Source organism: Faecalibaculum rodentium (genome assembly GCF_001564455.1).
Taxonomy (GTDB): Bacteria; Bacillota_I; Bacilli_A; order Erysipelotrichales; family Erysipelotrichaceae; genus Faecalibaculum; species Faecalibaculum rodentium.
This window is the reverse complement of the sequence record NZ_CP011391.1, coordinates 1,672,663-1,691,865: the sequence shown is the minus strand read 5'-3', so window position 1 is coordinate 1,691,865 and position 19,203 is coordinate 1,672,663. Positions and strand designations below refer to the sequence as shown.

Below are 19,203 nucleotides of genomic sequence, written 5' to 3'. Positions count from 1 at the left end.
CACTGACGAAGAATGAGCATTGGATTCCCTGTCTCCAAAACTTTTTTGGGAAATTTTCTCAAAAATGGGCCGTTCTGGCGAATATACAAAGTAGAGGCATTCAGCTGGAAAGGAGCATCTGATTGGGAAAAGAAAAAGACATTGTTGAAAGACATCTGCTGGAGTTTCCGGAGGTCCACAAGGAAGCACTGGAGCTCGTCACCGGACAGAAATGGGAATTTGATCCTGTGTGTCTCCGTCACTATCCGGTGCATGTTCCCAGAGATCCGGGAATGGTGCTGACGTTCATGGAACAGGATTCTGCCATGATGCTGGCGGATTCGGTGGTGAAGAAAGACGTGCTGCTGTCCTGTTTGGAAAACCAGACAAAGCCGGATCCAAACATGGTTGAACGGCTGATGGCTTCCATTGCGAATCAGTATCTGACGAGAGCACAGGACGGCAAATCTCCAGTCCCGATTGTGGGTGGTGTTTTGCATTATGGGGACAGACCCTGGACCTGCCTGGTATCGCTCAGCGAGAAGATGAATACCAGGTGCAAAGACCTTCCACCGGTATTTCAGGATTTTCGGATCAGGGTGGTGGATCTGGGCGCTTTGCCGGATGAGGTGATTCTGCACATGAAAACCGATTTACGCTTTTTTGCCTGGATGGTGAAGGCAAAACGGGAAGGCAGACCTTATACTGTTCTTGAAGGACCTGTGGATCATCCGGTTACGACGCTTCGAGGTCTGATGTACCTGAGCGGAAGCAAAATCAGTCTGGAAGAAACAGAAAAAATCATTGGCGGAAAGGAGAAGTGGACGATGGAACAGGTGTTTACATGTCTGACAAAGGAGGAGGTAAACGTAGCCATGCTGCGCGGAGAAAGGAAGGGCCTTAGACAGGGTCGGCAGCAGGGAAGGAAGAAGGGCAGAGAGGAAACCCGGTCAAAAGACAGGCAGCTTTATTCCTGGCTGAAAAACGCCAACAGACTGGATGACTATGAACGGGCGTTGAGCTCCGAAGAAGCCTTTGATGCCTGCTATGAAGAAATGAAACGGGAAACCGGTCAGTAAACCATGCATCATAAAAAGCCGCAGTGATTGAGAAACTGCGGTTTTTTGAACTGTATTCTGATTCACTTGCTGCACCTTTCAGCCTGCAGATGGCCGCTCCAGCCAGCTGGACTCAGAACCGGAACAGATTCAGGCCGACTTCCTGACTTGCCTGACGGTCGATCTCCAGATCCAGGATCATGAGCACGATTTCTGCTGTGGCGCTGATCACACACTTGTTCAGGTGACCGCCGCGGACTTTGTATTTCTCATCCGCAAACGTGACATGGATATGCGGATACAAACCGCCATCCATTGTCGTGATGGTGCCATTCAGGCTGGTGATTTCGAAAATGCCTTTGAACTTCTCTGAGTGGTATTCCCTCGTTTTCGGATCGAAGACACCGCAGGTGATTTTCTTTGCTGCGCCAATTCCTGTAATCTGCGCGCAGTGAATGTCATGCTCCTGACAGGCTGTCAGCAGGCTGTTGATCAGTTCTTCCCCGGGATCCAGGCGGATCACCAGACAGTTTGCGGTTCGTTTTGTTTCCATCGTACATTCCATCCTCTCTTCTCAGGATAGCCCGCCAATGGCTGCTGTGCCAGTGGTATACCAGTGGTATAATAGACAAGATTGGACAGACTGTCACACAGTCAGGGAGGGAATTCATGAAGATACAGGCGGCCGACCTGAAACAGCCGGTGCTGTTTGTGGTGGATATGATCAACGGATTCGCAAAACAGGGTGCCCTGGCAGATCCCGCCATCATCGACACAGCCCCGGACATCCGCAAACTGATTCAGTCGCTGAATGCGCCGACATGGTTTGTGGCGGATGAACATGACTGGAATGCCAGGGAGTTTGATGCGTTTCCACCTCACTGCCTCAAAAACACAGAGGAATCGGACATCATCGACGAACTGGCGGACTGCGTTGAGCACCGGATCCCGAAAAACAGCACCAACACGTTTTTCGCTCCGGATTTCCAGGTGTTTCTCCAGGAACAGGGCAGTCAGTACCATGACTGGGTGATCACCGGCTGCTGCACAGACATCTGTGTCCTGCAGTTTGCCCTGGCTCTGAAGGCGTTTTTCAACCAGACAGAGCAGGACAGACGTGTGATCGTACCGGCTGACTGCACCGCCACGTATCACATGGACGAAATTCATGATGGTCCGTTCTGGCAGAAGACGGCGCTGGATCTTATGAAAGCCGCCGGGGTTCTCGTAGTGGATGCCATCGTCGACACTGACCCGGAAAAGATCCCTGCAGCTGGCAGTCAAGAATCAAAGAAGAACAGTGAAACGGAAGATACAGGAGAAGGAAACTGATATGAAGGAAGTGCGCAATCTCAGCCTGGTGATGGATTTCTACGAACTCACCATGAGCCAGGTGTATTTTGAAGACGGGCTGAAGGACACGGAAGTGGTCTTCGATCTTTTCTACCGCCGGAATCCCGACAACGGGGGACTGGCTGTGTTCTGCGGTCTGGAACAGATCATTGACTATGTACAGAACCTGCGGTTCGAGCCGGAGGACATTGAATATCTGGCTGGTCTTGGCCAGTTTACGCCGGAGTTCCTGGACTACCTGGCCAACATCCGGTTCACCGGTGATCTCTGGGCGATTCCCGAAGGCACCCCGGTGTTTCCGCACGAACCGTTGGTCCGTGTGAAGGCACCGATCATCGAGGCACAGCTGGTGGAAACCGCACTGCTTCTGGCACTCAACCACCAGACACTGATTGCCACCAAAGCCCGTCGCATCGTACAGGCGGCAGAGGGCAGACCGGTCATGGAATTCGGTGCCCGGCGTGCACATAACTTCGATGCTGCAGTGATGGGTGCCAGGGCTGCCTATATCGCCGGCTGTGCTGGAACGGCCACGACCTATGCAGGGCAGAAATTCGGCATCCCGGTGCTGGGGACCATGGCCCATTCCTTTGTTCAGAGCTATCCCACGGAATATGATGCGTTCCTGGCCTACGCGAAGCAGTTCCCCAATTCCTGCACACTGCTGATCGATACCTACAACACGCTGAAAAGCGGGATCCAGAATGCCATTCGCGTGGCGAAGGAATACCTGGAACCCAATGGCTACCGCCTGAAGGGTGTGCGGATCGATTCCGGTGATATGGCGTATCTGTCGAAGAAGATCCGGAAGATCCTGGACGATAACGGGATGCAGGACTGTGCGATCGTGGTCTCCAACTCCCTGGATGAGTACCTCATCGAATCGCTGATTCACCAGCAGGGAGCCAAGATCGATTCCTTCGGTGTGGGGGAAAACATGATCTGTTCGAAGAACACCCCGGTGTTTGGCGGTGTGTACAAAATGAGTGCGGTCAATCATGATGGGGAGTGGATCCCGCGGATCAAGATCTCGGAAAACGATGAGAAAACCACGGATCCGGGGTATAAGAACCTGTACCGGATCCTGGACAAGGAAGAAGGCAAGGCCATTGCGGATGTGATCGCGCTGCAGGACGAAGTGCTGGATCCGGAGAAGGATCTCACGATTTACCACCCGATGAAGAAGTGGAAGTACAAAACGATTGTCGGTGGCACTTACGAACTGCGTCCTCTGCTGGTGGAGATTTTCCGGAACGGAGAGCTCGTGTATGACTGCCCGACACTGGAGGGCATCCGGGCGTACTCCAAGCGGGAAATGGACACGCTGTGGGAGGAGATCAAGCGGTTCGTGAACCCGCAGGTATACTACGTGGATCTTACGGAGAAACTGCTTGACTTGAAGCTTGGCATGCTGGAGGAATACAAGTAGTGTTCCCCACGTTGTCTCTCACCCGGCTGTCGGGTGAGAGACAACGTGGGGACGCGGATTCAGCTGATGGTTTCAGGTAGTGTCAGATACTGCGATTCCTGGTCTGTTCAGCTGAACCGGACACTGCGGAACCCTTTTGTCAGACAAAGAAAAACAGCTGTCTGCGAAGACAGCTGCTGCAGGCCATTCAACTCACCAACAGTCATGGATCGAAATGTCACAGGGCTGTCTGCCGGTCTCCACTGAGCTTTTCTACCCAATGCCCCCGGATTCCTGACTTTGTCAGGACTCCTGGGGGATCGGGTGGGGCTGATTGGCTCATATGCCGTACTTGCCTTCGATGAAGTCCAGGATGATCCAGTCGGCGGTTTCTTCCATGAATCCGTCGTACAGCATCCTGTGATGGGCCCCTTCCAGGAAGATCAGCCGTTTGCGGTCGTGACGGATGCGTCCGTAGAATTCCGTGGAGCTGGAGGGGTTGATGACCTCGTCCTCTGTTCCGTGCAGGATCAGGACCGGGCAGTCGAGATTCGCAATGGATCCCCGGCAGTTGTCCACGATCTCCCGGAAGGCCCTGGTCTGCTCGGAGCTGGGAACCGTGGTCCTGCTGCGGCCGGACAGGGAAGAAGCCAGGGACCGGGCGACTTTCTCGAAATCCAGATAGCGGAAGGCAGGTGCCACCAGGACCAGCTTCTCCACTTTGTAAACTGTGGCAAGATGCGTCGCAATCACGCCGCCCATGGAGAATCCCACCAGGATGATCCGTGGATTGCGCCCCAGGGCTTCATGCATCTGGCGTTCGCATCGCCGCAGCCATTCCTTCCAGTCGGCATCCAGACCGTTTTCCAGGTCATAGATGTCGAACTGCAGCGTGTCGTACCCGTGTTCCTTCAGAAAGGCGCATAGGTTGTCCATCTCGCTGGACCGGTTTTTGCCGAAACCGTGGATCGTCACCACCAGGGGTTTCTTGTTTCTCTGAAACAGTCTCATATTGTTATCTCATTCCAATCTATATCGTCAGGAGAGCCCGATGAAAGCGACGCTGATCATCAAGAACATCAATCATCTGTATACCTGCGATCAGCATGACACCGTGCTTCACCATGCTTATATCGCCATTCACCATGAATGGATCATCTCTGTGGGAACAGGGAGTTTCCGGGACCTCACAGATGACGCCACCAGGGTCCTGGATGCCGCGGGCGAAATCGTTGTGCCGGCATTTATTGAAGCCTGTTACGACATGCCCGAAGAAACATCTTACAGCCAGATGCTGCGCCATGAACATGATACACTCTGGCAGCTGCAGAAAAACGGCATCCTGACCGTGATGACCAAAGCCGGGCGTATCCAGCAGCGGACACTGAAACAGGACGTGTTCCGCTCCCGCCCAGCACAGATGGAGTCTGTGACCTTCGGCATGGATCAGCTGCCGGCTGCTCCCTATGTTCTGAGCTGCCAGGGCCCGGGGCAGACCCGTTCCTTTCAGCCTGCCGCCTTCTACCTGCGGCATATGCTGCAGGCAGACCCCATGGATCTTCTTAAAGCCATGACCGTCTGGCCGGCCGAGGATCAGGGCCTGAAGGACAGAGGCGTTCTGGAAGCCGGAAAACTGGCAGATCTGCTTGTGTTTCGGGTTCCGGACCTGGAAGCCCTGTTTGACCAGGCGGATATGACCAGCCTGCGTCGGATCATTAAAAACGGGATCCCCGTCTGGCCGGATGTCATCCGGTGCTGATACACAGGCCAGATGCATCGTGAAAACAAATGCAGCGGACAGCAGCGCCCCGGCAGGAGCGGCATGCTGTCCGCTTTTTTGAATATCCAGACTCACATCCGCAGGCACAGGATACCGTCAGGCCCCCGGACCGGAGAGGACAAGCCAGATTGCTGCAGCTGTAAACACCACGGTCCCTGCCATCAGCAGCGGCTTGTACCACCCATACCAGGAAACCGGTTCTGCATTCTGCTGCATCTGCAGACTCACCAGTTCCTCCACACAGAGCAGTGCCCAGACCAGACACACCCCGGCCCTGGACTGGTTCCAGCCAAAGACGGTGAGCACCAGTGCCAGGACCAGGAAGCAGACCCGGAGTGTTTTCCTCATTTGCCGCTCCTGGCTGTCTTCGCAAACCGGTGAGACGGTCTGTTCGCGGCTTCCATGGTTTCTTTCGCTTCTTTGCGGATGGCCGCCACTCTGGCTTTTTCCGCTTTCTTCTGACCGTGCAGGATGACAAGAGCCCCCAGCAGGCAGAGGACCAGCACGACGATCATGGCCGTCCATTCTCCGGCCAGGACAAGGCAGATCAGGGAAAACAGGGCCTGGGCCCCCAGGTACAGATACGGGACAGCCTGCAGACGGCCGGAACCGGATACACATACCCCGTCAGGATGTGGCAGCATCAGATCCCACCGCCTGGCCAGGCTGTGGCGATAGATGTAAAATCCCCACCAGATCAGGAAGTACAAGGCCGCAACGGTTGCAGCCTGTACCGGCGCAGCCGCAGCCAGGTCCGCCAGTGTCACCAGGATCACGGCTGCCGTGGTCCAGAAGATGGGATTGCCGGCATATTTGAACATAAAATCCCCGCTTTCTATTTTTGTTTTCATCGGATTCTGTGTCTCATTATACCGTGAATGACAGGGCAGGGCATGGAATGAAATCTTCTTACAGAAACTTTTTCATTTTTTCTTTGACCCCCTGCAGGCGGGCTGTTATCATGGGTTCAAAGTGATGCGGAAAGGAAGAGTAGTTCCTCTGAAGGCTGCAGAGAGTGTCCGGCTGGTGAAAGGACATGCGGGAAGCGGAACGAACATGGTCCTGGAGTCGCGTGGCCAAGCGTAATGGATGAGGCCATGACGGGGGCGCCCGTTACAGCGCAAGGGTATGTCAGTACCTGATGAGGCAGAGCCTGTGAGGACTCTGTGAAGATAGGTGGTAACACGAGCACTCTCGTCCTGTTGTGATGGGAGTTTTTTATTTAAACAGACAAGGAGGAACCACATGATCCGACTGGAACATGTCACAAAGACCTTTCAGACCAGGGACGGCGATGTGCACGCAGTCAAGGATGTTTCTTTGGACATCGCGGAAGGACAGATCTTTGGCATCATCGGATTTTCCGGCGCAGGCAAATCCACGCTGGTCCGGTGCATGAACCTGCTGGAGCGTCCGGAGGAAGGCAAGGTCATCTTCGACGGAAAAAACCTGCTGGACCTGGATGCTGCCGGGCTGCGGCACGCCAGGCAGAAAATGTCCATGATTTTCCAGCACTTCAACCTCATGCGCTCCCGCACGGTGTATGAAAACATTGCCCTGCCCCTGCGCATGGAGAAACGCCCCAAGGAAGAAATCGACAAAAAGGTCATGGAACTCCTCGACCTGATCGACCTGGTGGAGCGGCGGGACTCCTACCCCAGCCAGCTCTCCGGCGGACAGAAACAGCGGGTGGCGATTGCGAGGGCCCTGGCCACGGATCCCAAGGTCCTGCTGTGTGATGAAGCCACCAGCGCCCTGGATCCCCAGACCACGCAGTCGATCCTGCACCTGATCCGCCGCATCAACCGGGAGCGGAACATCACCGTCGTGGTGATCACCCACGAAATGCTCGTGGTGAAGGAAATCTGCGACCGGGTGGCGGTCATGGAAGCCGGCCGGGTGGTGGAAACCAATGACCTGGTGCCGATTTTCATCAACCCGATCGAGGAAATCACCCGCAACTTCATCAACACGACCAACGAATCCGCAAAAATCCAGGAACTCCTCGACACGGGACACCCCCTGACCCAGCTGGCGGAAAACCAGCAGCTGGTCAGACTCACCTACACGCCGGAAAATGCGGCGGAGCCCATCATTTCGCGACTCGCCGAGAAACTCGGGGTGGAGAGTTCCATCATCTTCGGGAACATTGAAGTGATCCGGGATGAGCCCATTGGCACGATCGTCACGAAAATGACCGGCAGCGACCAGCAGCTCAAGGATGCGCTGGCCCTGTGCCGGGAGGCAGGCATCAGAACGGAGGTGATGAAGCGTGGAAACATTGACTAAGTGGATACCGAATGTGATCGAATACGCCGATCAGTTCCCGAAGGCCACCTGGGACACGCTGGTCATGTTGTTCTGGTCAGGCCTTGTCTCCATCATCCTGGGTCTGATCCTGGCGGTGGTCGTAGTGATCACCCGCAAGGACGGCATTGCACCGAACAAATGGGTGTTCTGGATCCTGGACAAGATCATCAACCTGTTCCGGGCGATCCCGTTCATCATCCTGGTTCCGGCCCTGGCCTTCCTGTCCCGCTTCGTGTTCCATACCACAATCGGGATCACAGGCGCCATGGTGCCGCTGATCGTGGGCACTGTCCCGTTCATGGCCCGCCAGTTCGAGTCGGCAATCATGGAGATCCCCGAGGGGGTCGTCGAGGCCTCGATTTCCATGGGCATGACCAACTGGCAGATCATCACCCAGGTGTATCTGCGGGAAAACATCCCGGGCATGATCCGGGGCGTGACCATCACCCTGATCGCCCTGATCGGACAGATCGCCATTGTGGGGGCTGTCGGTGCCGGGGGACTGGGCGACATGGCGATCCGCTATGGCAACGGACGGCGCATGACGGACATCACGTATGTGGTCATCCTGCTGATCCTGATCATCATTTCCATCATCCAGCTGATCGGCGACCGCCTGGTGGCGAAATTCACCCGATGAGCCTGCACCGTTCTGGTGACAGATCCAGAGGCAGATCCCTCTGTCAAACGCATAGATTGATAAAAAAAGAAAGTTGAGGAAACACTGATGAACAAACTCGCAAAACTCGCTGCTGCAGCCCTGCTGGCTGCCGGTTTGGCCGGCTGCTCTTCCGCATCCGACACACAGAAAACCGACGGAGCCGACGCACCGAAGGAAGACGGGACCCTGGAAGTCCTGAAGGTGGGCGCCACCACGGCTCCCCACGCCATGATCCTGGAACAGGCCATTGAGCCGATGAAGGAAGCCGGCTATGATCTGCAGATCACCGAATTCTCCGACTATCCCAACATCAACCCCTCCACGTCTGATGGCAGCCTGGATGCCAACTACTTCCAGCACCAGCCGTACCTGGATGGCTACAACGAAGACAACGGCTACAAGGAAGGAGACGACGGCTACCTGGTATCCGCCGGTGCGATCCACTACGAACCCCTTGGCGCCTATGCCCAGGAGATTGAGGAAGTGAACCTGGACAACATCCCGGAAAACGCAAAGATCGCAGTGCCCAATGACGCGACAAACGAAGCCCGCGCCCTGCTGCTTCTGCAGGACCTGGGGATCCTGACGCTGAAGGACGGCGCCGGGCTGAACGCCACGAAGGCGGACATCAAGGACAACCCGAAAAACGTGGAAATCATTGAATCCGCTGCAGACCAGACCGCGAACCAGCTGCCGGATGTGGACGTGGCAGTCGTCAATGGCAACTATGCCCTGGCAGCGAACATCACCGACTACCTGCGCGCCAACGAAGCCAGCGACTCCGAAGCTGCGAAGACATACCAGAACGTCGTGGCGGTCAAGGAAGCGAACAAAGACAAGGATTCCATCAAGAAGCTCGTGGAGATCCTGAAATCCGATGACATCAAGAAATACATCGAAGACGAATTCGGTGTATCTGTCGTACCTGCGGCGTAAGACCAGCCGGATGACAACAGCCCTGCAGACCCCCTGCAGGGTTTTTCTTTGGAGACAGCGACGTATCCCTGCTGTCCCGGTTTCCGGCAGTATGACCCCTGGCAATGGAAGGGACGCCCTTTGGCACCATGATCCGGTTTTGTATCTTCCTGAAGCGAAAGGGGAACAGGCAGAGGCTGCTGTATCCTGAAACAATTTACATTGTGGACGGAAAGTGGTTACATCACTGATTGAAATGCCAGGGGCTCTCTGTTAGTATCGGATTGTTGATGATCCGGATACAGATGACGCTGTTCTGTATCCGGATCCGGGTATAAGGAGGAGCATTTGTGAATACAATGAAAAAAAGAATGGCGGCGCTGTTCTGCGCAGGAATCCTGCTGGCGGGATGTGCCGGCACGGTGACGGAAGACCAGGCAGCTGCCGATGCAAAGGATACCGGCGACAAACAGACCTTTACGGTAGGCTTTGATGCGGAATTCCCGCCCTATGGCTACAAGGATGAAAACGGCGAATACACCGGCTTTGACCTGGAACTGGCGCAGGCTGTGGCTGACATGGAGGGCTGGGAACTTGTGAAGCAGCCCATTGACTGGGATGCCAAGGACATGGAGCTCTCCAGCGGCACCATTGACTGCATCTGGAACGGGTTCACCATGGATGGCCGGGAAGACCAGTACACCTTCAGCACCCCCTATATCGACAACTCCCAGGTATTTGTGGTGCCGGCTGATTCAGATGTGAAGACAGCCGAAGACCTCGCCGGCAAAAACGTGGGTGTCCAGAAGGATTCCTCCGCACTCGCTGCCCTGGAATCCGAGGATCACAAAGCCCTGATGGACAGCTTCGCAAACCTCACACAGTATGCGGACTACAACACGGCCATGATGGACCTGGAAGCCGGCGGTCTGGATGCCGTGGCGATGGACGTCGGCGTGGCAGACTACCAGCTGGCCAGCCGGGAGGGTGAATTCCGGAAACTGGAGAAGCCTCTTGCGTCCGAGGTGTACGCTATCGGGTTCCTGAAGGGCAACGATGAACTGAAGGACAAGGTCCAGGAAGATGTCTACAAGCTGTATGACGACGGAACAGTGGACAAGATTGCAGACAAATACGGTCTGAAGGACTTCCTTGTGATTGACAAATACCGCGCAGACAAGGCGGACTGATCCTGAATGGATTTGCAGACATTCACGGAGCTGGGATCGGGACTTCTTGTCTCTCTGGAGATTTTCTTCCTGACCCTGCTGTTCTCCCTGCCGCTGGGCATGGTGGTGGCATTTGGCCGGATGTCGAAAAACCGGATCCTGAGTGCGGTCACCAAGTTCTATATATCTGTCATGCGGGGCACACCCCTGATGCTGCAGCTGATCGTCGTGTACTTTGGTCCCTATTATCTCTTCAGGATACGGGTTGGTGCGGATTACCGGTTCATCGCGGTGATCCTGGCGTTTGTCCTGAACTATGCGGCATATTTTGCAGAGATCTACCGCAGCGGCCTGCAGGCCATGCCCAAGGGCCAGTATGAAGCGGCGAAAGTGCTGGGATACTCGAAGACCCAGACATTCTTTCACATCATTCTGCCGCAGCTGATCAAGCAGGTCCTGCCGGCAGTGACCAATGAAATCATCACGCTGGTCAAGGACACTTCGCTGGCTTTTGCGATCGCTGTGGCGGAAATGTTCACCATTGCCAAGCAGCTGGCGGCTGCGCAGGCCACGATCGTCCCGCTGATGATCGCCGGGCTGTATTACTATGTGTTCAACCTCATTGTCAGCTTCGTCATGGAGCGCATTGAGAAACACTATGCCTACTACCGGAATTAGGAGGACCTGGGATGAATGAAACAAGTCAGAACGGCAAAGACCGCGAACTCCTGACCATTCGCCATATGCGGAAGGCTTTCGGCGACAACCAGGTGCTCAAGGACATATCCCTGTCTGTCCGCAATGGAGAAATCGTGTCGGTCATCGGTCCTTCCGGGTCCGGAAAATCGACACTCCTGCGGTGCGCGACCATGCTGGAAACCATGGATGGCGGATCCCTGGGATACAGTGGGGTCTGGGCGTGTGAAGCTGTCGATGGCCAGGGTGGCGATGCGGTCTATGCGTCCCAGGCACAGCTCCAGAAAATCCATCGGAGTTTTGGACTGGTGTTCCAGAACTTCAACCTGTTTCCGCATTATTCGGTGCTGAAAAACGTCATGGATGCACCGGTGCGGGTCCTGAAGCAGGACAGAGAACAGGCAAAACAGGAAGCCCTGAAGCTGCTGGAACAGTTCGGTCTGGCGGACAAGGCCGATGCCTATCCCTGTGAGCTCTCCGGCGGACAGCAGCAGCGGGTGAGCGTGGCCAGGGCCCTGGCACTGAAACCGGAGATCCTGTTTCTGGATGAGCCGACTTCGGCACTGGACCCGGAGCTCACTGCCGATGTGCTCAACGTTCTCAAACAGCTGGCGGCACAGCATATGACCATGGTGATCGTGACACACGAGCTGGAGTTTGCCAGGGAAGTATCCGACCGGATCATTTTTGTGGAAAACGGAGAAATCGTGGAACAGGGAACGCCGGAACAGCTCTTTGCATCCGACAAACAGCGGGTGCAGGAGTTCATCGGAAAGCTGTCTGTCAGCCCAGTCCGCCCATCCAGTCTGTCAGAGGTCTGACAGACTGGAACGGCGGATAGATGATACCTGCAGGAACTGAAAGAAGCCGACTCCCGGCCTGTCGGAATGCAGTATACAAACGATTACAAAGTCAGCCTTTCTGAGAGAACAGGCTGGCTTTTTTCATGGGCAGCCACAAGCAGGCTGTCACAGTTGTCGATGCGGGACAGACGAAACAGCCGCAGCATGAACACGATCCTGTCTCTCATCTACAGCCATCCATGCCTATGGTGGCCTGCCGGCCACCATAGGCATGGATGGGCGGGTCATGTACCCGAGGGTGTCTGACTTCCCCCGATATAATATGGAGTGACAGAAACAAAGAGGTGACGATATGAAACTCACATGGAATCTGGCAGACAAAGTTCTGGCGGAGCTCCCCTCGGGGGCAGGGCAGCTGGACTTGCATCATACAAGGCCGAAGATCGAAGGCCGGGACCACGGACGGACGGTTTTCACGCTGACACCCGTCAACCTGCAGGTACATGTACCGGAGAACAACCAGGCAGATCTCCATGACCTGACAGGAGCTGAAGCAGCGGGAAGCTTTCTGGAACTGACCTATGCGGATGGACGCAGGTCCAAAATCCACACCGGCATTCACACAGACCAGATCGCGGCCCTGCTGCAGGGTCTGCTGGAGCCCGAGGATCCGATGCTGGCTTCGCTGTCCCTGAAGGCGGAAGCCGGAGACATCAAGGCGATGGAACAGATCGCGGAGATCTACGAACACCGGGAGGATGACGAAAAGGCGGACATCTGGCGCGAAAAAGCGGCACAGTCTCGGAAAAACGAGCACAACCGGATGCATATGAAAAAAGCCGACCGAAAGCACGAGGAAGCCCTACGGCAGGCGGGCCGCGACTATCAGGAGAAACGGGACAGCGATGTTCCGGAGAGCCTGTCGGCCAACGACCTGTGGCTGGCCAGCCGCGGATTTGCCGAAGTGAACGACCGGAGCAATGAATGGAAGTATCTTCAGCGGGCGGCAGAGCTTTCACACCCCGAAGCCCATTACCAGATGGGGGCTTATCTGGCGAGCGGCATGCATGAAACGGAAAAAGACGAACAGGAAGCCTTCCGCCACATGAAGGAAGCCGCCGACCTGGGCAGTACCCAGGCACCCTATTACCTCGGCAGCTGGTACCGCAATGGCGTCGGTACCGAAAAGGACCTGGAACAGGCCGATCACTGGCTGGCCCAGGATGACTCTGTCAAGGCGCTAATCCAGCGCATGCTGGTGAAGGAGGAACTGGGGGACCGTCAGGCGGCCCTCGATCTGGCGAAAGACGCCATGGCAAAAACCTCCTCTGCCAAAACCCGGGGGATGCTGCAGAAAAAGCTCGATGTCTGGGACGAACCATCGGCAGAACCGGCTTACCTGAAGGCAGCCGGGGAATACAACGCGAAGGAAGCGGTGTCGGCGCCGAAGCAGGTCAGTGCCAGGGACCTCATGAACATGGCAAAGGGATATGCGGATGTGAACGATTTCCGGCAGGAGCGCCGGGCGCTGGAGGAAGCGGCCAGGCTGTCCCATCCGGAGGCCAACTACAAACTCGGCGCCTATCTGGCGAGCGGCATGCACGAAAATGAGACAGATCCAAAGGCGGCATTCCAGTGGATGATGCACGCAGCGGACCTGGGCAACAGCCAGGCGCCGTATTACCTGGGAATGTGGTACGCCGGCGGTACGGGTATTGAGCAGGACCTTGAACAGGCGGCATTCTGGCTGGCAAAGGACGAAAGTCCGAAGGCGAAGATGCAGCTGGCGCTGGTGCTGAAGCAGCTGGAGCGGGAAGAGGAAGCAGAACGCACCCTGCAGGAGATCCTCGATGCACCGGAGGGACAGGGAACAAAAGCGGCCCGGGATCTGGCGGGCCGGAAGCTGCGTCAGTGGAGAGCCGAGAGGGAAAAGAAGCAGGAACAGACACAGGCACAGACCCGGAAATCCCTGCGGATTGCCCATGTCCTGAATGATGCCGGGGAATACGACCTGGCGGCGGAGTTTCTGGAACAGGCGGCAGCAGGCGGTTCCATGGAAGCGAAGTATCTGCTGGCACTGCTGCTGGTGAAGGGACAGGGCGTGGCAGCTGATCCCGAACGGGCGAAGACACTGCTGGAACAGACAAAGGACACACGGCCCGAGAGCCTGTACTATCTGACCTATCTGGAATCTGATCCTGAAAAAAAGGAAGCATATGCCCGGGCCTATCTGGCCGGGAACCCGGAAAAAACGCGGAAGGCACAGGTGGAAAAACTGCTGGGGATCGAAGAACCGGAGACTGTGAAGGAGGAGCCGGAAGAACCGGCTGCCGATGAGGACAACCCTGGTGCAATACAGACGGCACAGCCGGAACCCGTGGAAGAGTCGCAGCCTGCACAAGCTGCCGATGGCGGCGAACCGGGCTCACAGCCTGTTGTACACGAAGACCCCACTGAGGCTGTGGTCCTGCGCCGGCGGGGCATTGCCCGGATCCAGGCCGGGGATGAGCGGGGAACCGATGACTTGCAGAAAGCCGCGGACATGGGAGATGTGGATGCGTGTCTGCTCCTGGGAGAAGCCATGCTGGAGACAGACCCCGCACAGGGCGTGAAGTATCTTGAGACGGCAGCGAAGGCCGGCATCGGGGATGGCTACGCATTGCTGGGATACGCCTATATGAATGGCCTGGGGGTTCCGGCAGATCAGCGCAGAGCCCATATACTGATTCATGAAGCGCTGAAGCGCGGCAGCCGCATTGCCAGACAGTGGCTGCTGTCCGAGTGAGAGCCCGGTGAAGATCGCCAGTGGACTGGTATCAGCCGAGTTTGTCAGCCGGCCCAACCGTTTTGTGGCGCAGGTGCTTATAAACAGCCAGCCTGAAACCGTCCATGTGAAGAATACGGGACGCTGCAGGGAGATCCTGCAGCCCGGGACCCGGGTATGGCTGGAACCTGCCGCAGCAGGCGGAAGCCGGAAAACCCGGTATTCGCTGATTGCGGCCGAAAAACCGGGCCGGAGAGTGATCAACATCGATTCCTCGCTGCCCAACCGCCTCATGAAGGACTGGCTGGCGGCGAGTGGCGAGTTTGACGTGGTGAAGCCTGAAGCCATGTGCGGGGGATCGCGCTTTGACTTCTATCTGGAGAAGGATGGCAGACCGGTGTGGATGGAGGTCAAGGGCTGCACCCTGGAAGTGGATGGCCAGGGATTCTTTCCCGATGCGCCCACCATCCGCGGAACCAGGCATGTCAGGGAACTGACAGCTCTGAGAAGACAGGGAATCCGCACCATCGTGGCCTTTGTGATCCCTGTCAATGGTGTCACGCATGTGCTGGCCAACGCAGACCACGATCCGGCATTCGCCGCATCCCTGCAGGAGGCAAGGGAAGCCGGCGTGGAGATCTGGCATATGGCCTGTGATGTGAAGCCGGAGGAGGTTTCAATCATTGGCCGGTCGGTGGAACAGTCGCCACAAGCCATGGTCTGCCGGAAAGACAGCCAGGATACGGACTAAAAAACCCGGATATCTTCACCTGTGTGAAGGTATCCGGGTTTTTAAATATCTGTCGACAGCCCTATCACTAGATTTCAAAGGGCTTGATCCAGTTCCCGAAGGAAACCAGTTCGTCGCCCTCCCACGTGAGCAGTCCCTTCATGCCGACCTTCAGGCGGTAATACTCTTCGGAGGTGATCCAGAAAATCTTCACCCCTTCTGCGGTCTTGAATGCAGCACGGAACACCGGGTCTCCGTGTGGATCGATCTCCGGCGCAATCTCGTCATACTGTCCCTCTTTGGCTGCCACCACCGCCATGACACTGTGAGTTTCCTGTTCGCTCATGTTCCTGTCCCCCTGTTTCTGCTTCCGATTGTATCCGTAGACAGCCGGTTTCCCGACGGGGATGCCCGACTGACGTGACAGGAGCACCGACTGCCTGTCCTGGTCCGTCAGTCCCGATCCAGGAACCGTCGTTTCTTCACATCATACAGGCCCTGGGGCGTGATCCTGATCTCCGGAATCACCGGCAGGGACAGAAAGGACAGCGTGGCGAAAGGATCCACCCCTTCCAATACCCCCATATCCCGGGCCAGCTTCTTCATCCGCAGTGCCGCATCGGCCACCGTCTGCGCATCCTCCCGGCTCATCACCCCGCCGATGTCAAGCGGCAGCGTGGCAGCGATCCTGCCCTCCCGGACCAGGACATACCCGCCATGTATCTCCTCCAGTTTGTGGATTGCCAGAGCCAGATCCTCAAAGCTGTCTCCCGCTGCAATGATGTTGTGACTGTCGTGTCCGTAGCTCGCCGCCAGGGCTCCGCCTTTGAGATTGAATCCTTTGAGCAGTCCGCAGGCATATTCCCCGGTTTTGCCATAGCGCTCCATGGCGCAGACATAACTGCAGGACGCCAGGTCATCCGCTGTCAGGGAGGAAGCCGGCAGATTGAGTGTATACAGCTCATGATCCACCAGTCCAATCACCTGGTCTTTGCGCAGTGCCTGCTCAAGGTCGCGGGCTGTGAATGCCGGCAGATGCACGGTGTCTTCCAGCTGTCCTGTCACAGCCGGACCTGCGGCTGGTTCCGTCACAGGCTGCCCGGTCCTGTAAACCGCATGGATCCGGAAATCCTTGAGATCATCCACGACCACCAGATCCGCTTCGTATCCCGGGGCAATGGCGCCTTTGTTTTTCAGGTGATAATGGACAGCCGGGTTGAGTGTGGCCATTTTCACGGCTTCCACCGGCGGACATCCAAGGGACACGGCTTTGCGAAGACACCAGTCAATGGTCCCTTCCTGGAGGATGTCTTCGATGTGCTTGTCATCTGTGCAGAAACAGCAGCGGGTCAGCGGCATATGGGCATTGAGCAGACCGCCAAGCAGCGGCTCCAGGTTCCGGGCGCCGCTTCCTTCCCGGATGAACAGAGTGAATCCATTCTGAAGCCGTTCGATGGCTTCTTCCGCCGTCATGGCTTCATGGTCGTTTTCGATCCCCGCTGCCTTGTAAGCCTGCAGATGATGTCCCGACAGAGCAGGGGCATGACCGTCAATTACCAGACCGGCGCTTTGGAACACGGCCAGCTTTTCCATCATTTCCGGACGGGCCGAGAGAACATCCGGGATGCGCATGACTTCCGCCAGCCCCGCCACTCTTGGGTGGGCAAGGAGCGGCTCCATGTCCCGGGCCGAGAGGGTGCCTGCGCCGTTGACTTCAAAGTCACAGCTGGGCACGCTGGAGGGCAGCGTGAAGCGGTAGTCCATCCGGCTCAGACCGGCGCTGTCGAGCATGAACCGGATACCCGGAAGCCCGCAGGCATTGGCGATTTCGTGAGGATCGCAGACGGCTGTGGCCACACCGTGACTGAGCAGCACTGGTGACAGAGCCTGTGGCGTCACCATGGAACTCTCTATGTGCAGATGCGCGTCGATGAATCCCGGGAGTACAAAGCGGCCCTGAAGGTCGGTTTCTTCCTTTCCTTCCATACTGCCGATACCGGCAATCCGGCCGCCGCAGATCCCGATGTCTCCTTCCAGGATCTGGTCGGTGAAGACATTCACGATTCTGGCGTTTTTCAGCACCAGATCGCAGGGTCTGTCCTGCAGTGCGGCTTCAATGATTCGTTTCATGCATATCAGGACCTTTCCATTCCACAATATTGTCTCAAATGCCGGCATGGACCGTGACACAGATGCCTGATGAAAAAGCGGAGCAGGGAATTGGGAATGGACTCAAGTCCGGCAATGCGATAAAAACCCGGCAGGGATTTCCCGCCGGGTTTGCTTTCAAGATGGTGGGGTCGATGCGACTCGAACGCACACGAGTTGCCTCACTACCGCCTGAAGATAGCGTGTCTGCCAATTCCACCACGACCCCAGATTATTTTGCTGCAGCCGATGACTGCCTGTTTATCTTAACAGAACAAGGAAAGTGACGCAACTGTTTTCGACAGACACGTTACGGACAAGTTACCAGGCAAGTCACCACAGATCCTTCCTGCTCCCGCTTTCTCAGGCATCCCTGCATTCCGGTGCCTTCTGCAGGTCTATACTTTTCGCAGTAGGAGGTTTCCAGTCATGTGTACAAGTGTTTTATTTCGAAACGGGAACCACAGCTTCTTTGGCCGCAATCTGGATCTGCAGTATCAGCTGGCCAACGATGTGACAGTCTGCCCGAGAAACTATGTTCTGCCCTATCATCATCTTCCGGATATGCCCCACCATCCGGCCATCGTCGGCATGGCGATCACAGGTTATGGCTATCCGCTGTTTTTTGAAGGCATCAACGAGTATGGCGTCGGGGTGGCCAGCCTGAACTTTCCAGGTTATGGCCAGTATGCAAAGCAGCCGGTGGAAGGCAAGACCAATGTCACATCCTTCGAGCTGATTCCATACCTGCTCTCGACCTGCAGGAGCCTGGAGGATGCAAAGCGGGAGCTGGAAAATCTGAACATTGTGGCAGATGCCTTCAATGACAGGATCCAGTCCGTGCCCCTGCACTGGATCTGCTGCGACCAAACCGGCAGTATCGTGGTGGAAATGACAGCCGCTGGCCTGCATGTCTATGACAATGATCTGAACGTGCTCGCCAACGCACCGGAATATCCCACGCAGGCGGTGAATGTCGCCAATTACCTCAATCTGACACCCGAATATCCTCACAACCGCATAATGCCGGATGTGACTGTCCCGGTGTACAGTTCCGGGATGGGAAGCGACGGACTGCCCGGCGGCCTGGATTCCATGTCCCGCTTCGTACGGGCTGCGTTCATGCTCAACAGCTCCAAAGCTGCGGATACGGAAGAGGCCACAGTCAATCAGTTCTTCCGGATCATGCAGACGGTGGAGCAGATCAAGGGCGCCAACCGGGAAAAGGACGGCTTTGATGAAATCACGAACTACACAGCCGGGGCAGATCTGGAAACGATGGATTTCTACTGGACGACCTATGACAACCAGCAGATCAATGCGCTGCATACCCGGGCACAGGACCTGGATAGCAATACGCTGCTGGTCTATCCGGTCAGCCACGACCAGAACATTCACTGGATCGGCTGATTCAGCAAGACAATGACCG

Annotated in this window: 20 protein-coding genes, 1 tRNA gene and 1 other annotated feature; of the genes, 13 read left to right on the top strand and 8 right to left on the bottom strand. The window is 56.3% G+C overall.

What is annotated here, in order from left to right:
* The first annotated feature begins 122 nt into the window (after window positions 1-122).
* Window positions 123-1,058 carry an Rpn family recombination-promoting nuclease/putative transposase gene (locus aalo17_RS08390; RefSeq protein WP_067558156.1) on the top strand — a complete coding sequence of 312 codons (936 nt, stop codon included), beginning with the start codon at window positions 123-125 and terminating at the stop codon, window positions 1,056-1,058.
* A 112-nt stretch (window positions 1,059-1,170) separates the two neighbouring features.
* Here aalo17_RS08390 and aalo17_RS08385 read toward each other — a convergent pair whose 3' ends face one another.
* Complete coding sequence (locus tag aalo17_RS08385) at window positions 1,171-1,590, bottom strand: PPC domain-containing DNA-binding protein (protein WP_067558154.1); 420 nt, start codon at window positions 1,588-1,590, stop codon at window positions 1,171-1,173.
* A 116-nt stretch (window positions 1,591-1,706) separates the two neighbouring features.
* Between aalo17_RS08385 and aalo17_RS08380 the strand changes: the two genes are divergently transcribed.
* The gene (locus aalo17_RS08380; protein WP_067558152.1) at window positions 1,707-2,369 is read left to right on the top strand and encodes a cysteine hydrolase family protein; all 663 of its coding nucleotides are present in this window, start codon (window positions 1,707-1,709) and stop codon (window positions 2,367-2,369) included.
* A gap of 1 nt (window position 2,370) precedes the next feature.
* Complete coding sequence (locus aalo17_RS08375; RefSeq protein ID WP_067558149.1) at window positions 2,371-3,819, top strand: nicotinate phosphoribosyltransferase; 1,449 nt, start codon at window positions 2,371-2,373, stop codon at window positions 3,817-3,819.
* 318 nt (window positions 3,820-4,137) lie between these two features.
* Here aalo17_RS08375 and aalo17_RS08370 read toward each other — a convergent pair whose 3' ends face one another.
* A complete protein-coding gene (locus aalo17_RS08370) occupies window positions 4,138-4,809 on the bottom strand; it encodes an alpha/beta hydrolase (protein WP_067558147.1) in 672 nt (223 codons plus the stop codon).
* A gap of 40 nt (window positions 4,810-4,849) precedes the next feature.
* On the opposite strand from aalo17_RS08370, the gene aalo17_RS08365 reads away from it, so the two are divergent.
* On the top strand, window positions 4,850-5,557 hold the full coding sequence (locus aalo17_RS08365) for an amidohydrolase family protein (RefSeq protein WP_067558144.1): 708 nt from the start codon (window positions 4,850-4,852) through the stop codon (window positions 5,555-5,557).
* 117 nt (window positions 5,558-5,674) lie between these two features.
* Here aalo17_RS08365 and aalo17_RS08360 read toward each other — a convergent pair whose 3' ends face one another.
* Entirely contained in the window at window positions 5,675-5,926 is a 252-nt protein-coding gene (locus tag aalo17_RS08360; RefSeq protein ID WP_067558141.1) for a hypothetical protein, read from the bottom strand.
* Window positions 5,923-6,429: a hypothetical protein gene (locus tag aalo17_RS08355; RefSeq protein ID WP_067558137.1), complete on the bottom strand. Its 507-nt coding sequence runs from the start codon at window positions 6,427-6,429 to the stop codon at window positions 5,923-5,925. Before aalo17_RS08355 ends, aalo17_RS08360 begins: the two co-directional genes overlap by 4 nt.
* Window positions 6,430-6,547: 118 nt before the next feature.
* Window positions 6,548-6,783 (top strand) — a binding site (T-box leader).
* Window positions 6,784-6,823: 40 nt separating this feature from the next.
* Between aalo17_RS08355 and aalo17_RS08350 the strand changes: the two genes are divergently transcribed.
* The 6 genes from aalo17_RS08350 (at window position 6,824) to aalo17_RS08325 (ending at window position 12,150) form a co-directional block, all read left to right on the top strand.
* Window positions 6,824-7,867 (top strand): methionine ABC transporter ATP-binding protein, encoded by a 1,044-nt coding sequence (locus tag aalo17_RS08350; RefSeq protein ID WP_067558134.1) that lies wholly within the window; start codon window positions 6,824-6,826, stop codon window positions 7,865-7,867.
* Window positions 7,851-8,528 (top strand): methionine ABC transporter permease, encoded by a 678-nt coding sequence (locus aalo17_RS08345; protein WP_067558131.1) that lies wholly within the window; start codon window positions 7,851-7,853, stop codon window positions 8,526-8,528. The genes aalo17_RS08350 and aalo17_RS08345 overlap by 17 nt, the downstream gene beginning before the upstream one ends.
* Before the next feature lie 87 nt (window positions 8,529-8,615).
* Window positions 8,616-9,485 (top strand): MetQ/NlpA family ABC transporter substrate-binding protein, encoded by an 870-nt coding sequence (locus aalo17_RS08340; RefSeq protein ID WP_067558128.1) that lies wholly within the window; start codon window positions 8,616-8,618, stop codon window positions 9,483-9,485.
* A gap of 338 nt (window positions 9,486-9,823) precedes the next feature.
* Window positions 9,824-10,654, top strand: a complete 831-nt coding sequence (locus aalo17_RS08335) for an amino acid ABC transporter substrate-binding protein (RefSeq protein WP_067558125.1) — start codon at window positions 9,824-9,826, stop codon at window positions 10,652-10,654.
* 6 nt (window positions 10,655-10,660) lie between these two features.
* Window positions 10,661-11,311: an amino acid ABC transporter permease gene (locus aalo17_RS08330; protein WP_067558122.1), complete on the top strand. Its 651-nt coding sequence runs from the start codon at window positions 10,661-10,663 to the stop codon at window positions 11,309-11,311.
* Between the two features lie 11 nt (window positions 11,312-11,322).
* Window positions 11,323-12,150 carry an amino acid ABC transporter ATP-binding protein gene (locus aalo17_RS08325; protein ID WP_067558119.1) on the top strand — a complete coding sequence of 276 codons (828 nt, stop codon included), beginning with the start codon at window positions 11,323-11,325 and terminating at the stop codon, window positions 12,148-12,150.
* An 83-nt stretch (window positions 12,151-12,233) separates the two neighbouring features.
* Here the strand turns inward: aalo17_RS08325 and aalo17_RS13180 are convergent, their stop codons facing one another.
* Window positions 12,234-12,359: a hypothetical protein gene (locus aalo17_RS13180; RefSeq protein ID WP_256699771.1), complete on the bottom strand. Its 126-nt coding sequence runs from the start codon at window positions 12,357-12,359 to the stop codon at window positions 12,234-12,236.
* 125 nt (window positions 12,360-12,484) lie between these two features.
* Between aalo17_RS13180 and aalo17_RS08320 the strand changes: the two genes are divergently transcribed.
* Complete coding sequence (locus tag aalo17_RS08320; protein ID WP_067558116.1) at window positions 12,485-14,917, top strand: tetratricopeptide repeat protein; 2,433 nt, start codon at window positions 12,485-12,487, stop codon at window positions 14,915-14,917.
* A 7-nt stretch (window positions 14,918-14,924) separates the two neighbouring features.
* Entirely contained in the window at window positions 14,925-15,647 is a 723-nt protein-coding gene (gene sfsA / locus aalo17_RS08315; RefSeq protein WP_203225815.1) for a DNA/RNA nuclease SfsA, read from the top strand.
* 67 nt (window positions 15,648-15,714) lie between these two features.
* Here sfsA and aalo17_RS08310 read toward each other — a convergent pair whose 3' ends face one another.
* The 3 genes from aalo17_RS08310 to aalo17_RS08300 form a co-directional block, all read right to left on the bottom strand.
* Entirely contained in the window at window positions 15,715-15,972 is a 258-nt protein-coding gene (locus tag aalo17_RS08310; RefSeq protein WP_145907612.1) for a hypothetical protein, read from the bottom strand.
* A gap of 107 nt (window positions 15,973-16,079) precedes the next feature.
* Window positions 16,080-17,756 (bottom strand): adenine deaminase, encoded by a 1,677-nt coding sequence (ade, locus tag aalo17_RS08305; protein ID WP_067558110.1) that lies wholly within the window; start codon window positions 17,754-17,756, stop codon window positions 16,080-16,082.
* A gap of 162 nt (window positions 17,757-17,918) precedes the next feature.
* Window positions 17,919-18,003 (bottom strand) — tRNA-Leu (locus tag aalo17_RS08300).
* 200 nt (window positions 18,004-18,203) lie between these two features.
* On the opposite strand from aalo17_RS08300, the gene bsh reads away from it, so the two are divergent.
* Window positions 18,204-19,184 (top strand): choloylglycine hydrolase, encoded by a 981-nt coding sequence (gene bsh / locus aalo17_RS08295; RefSeq protein ID WP_067558107.1) that lies wholly within the window; start codon window positions 18,204-18,206, stop codon window positions 19,182-19,184.
* The last annotated feature ends 19 nt before the right edge of the window (window positions 19,185-19,203 follow it).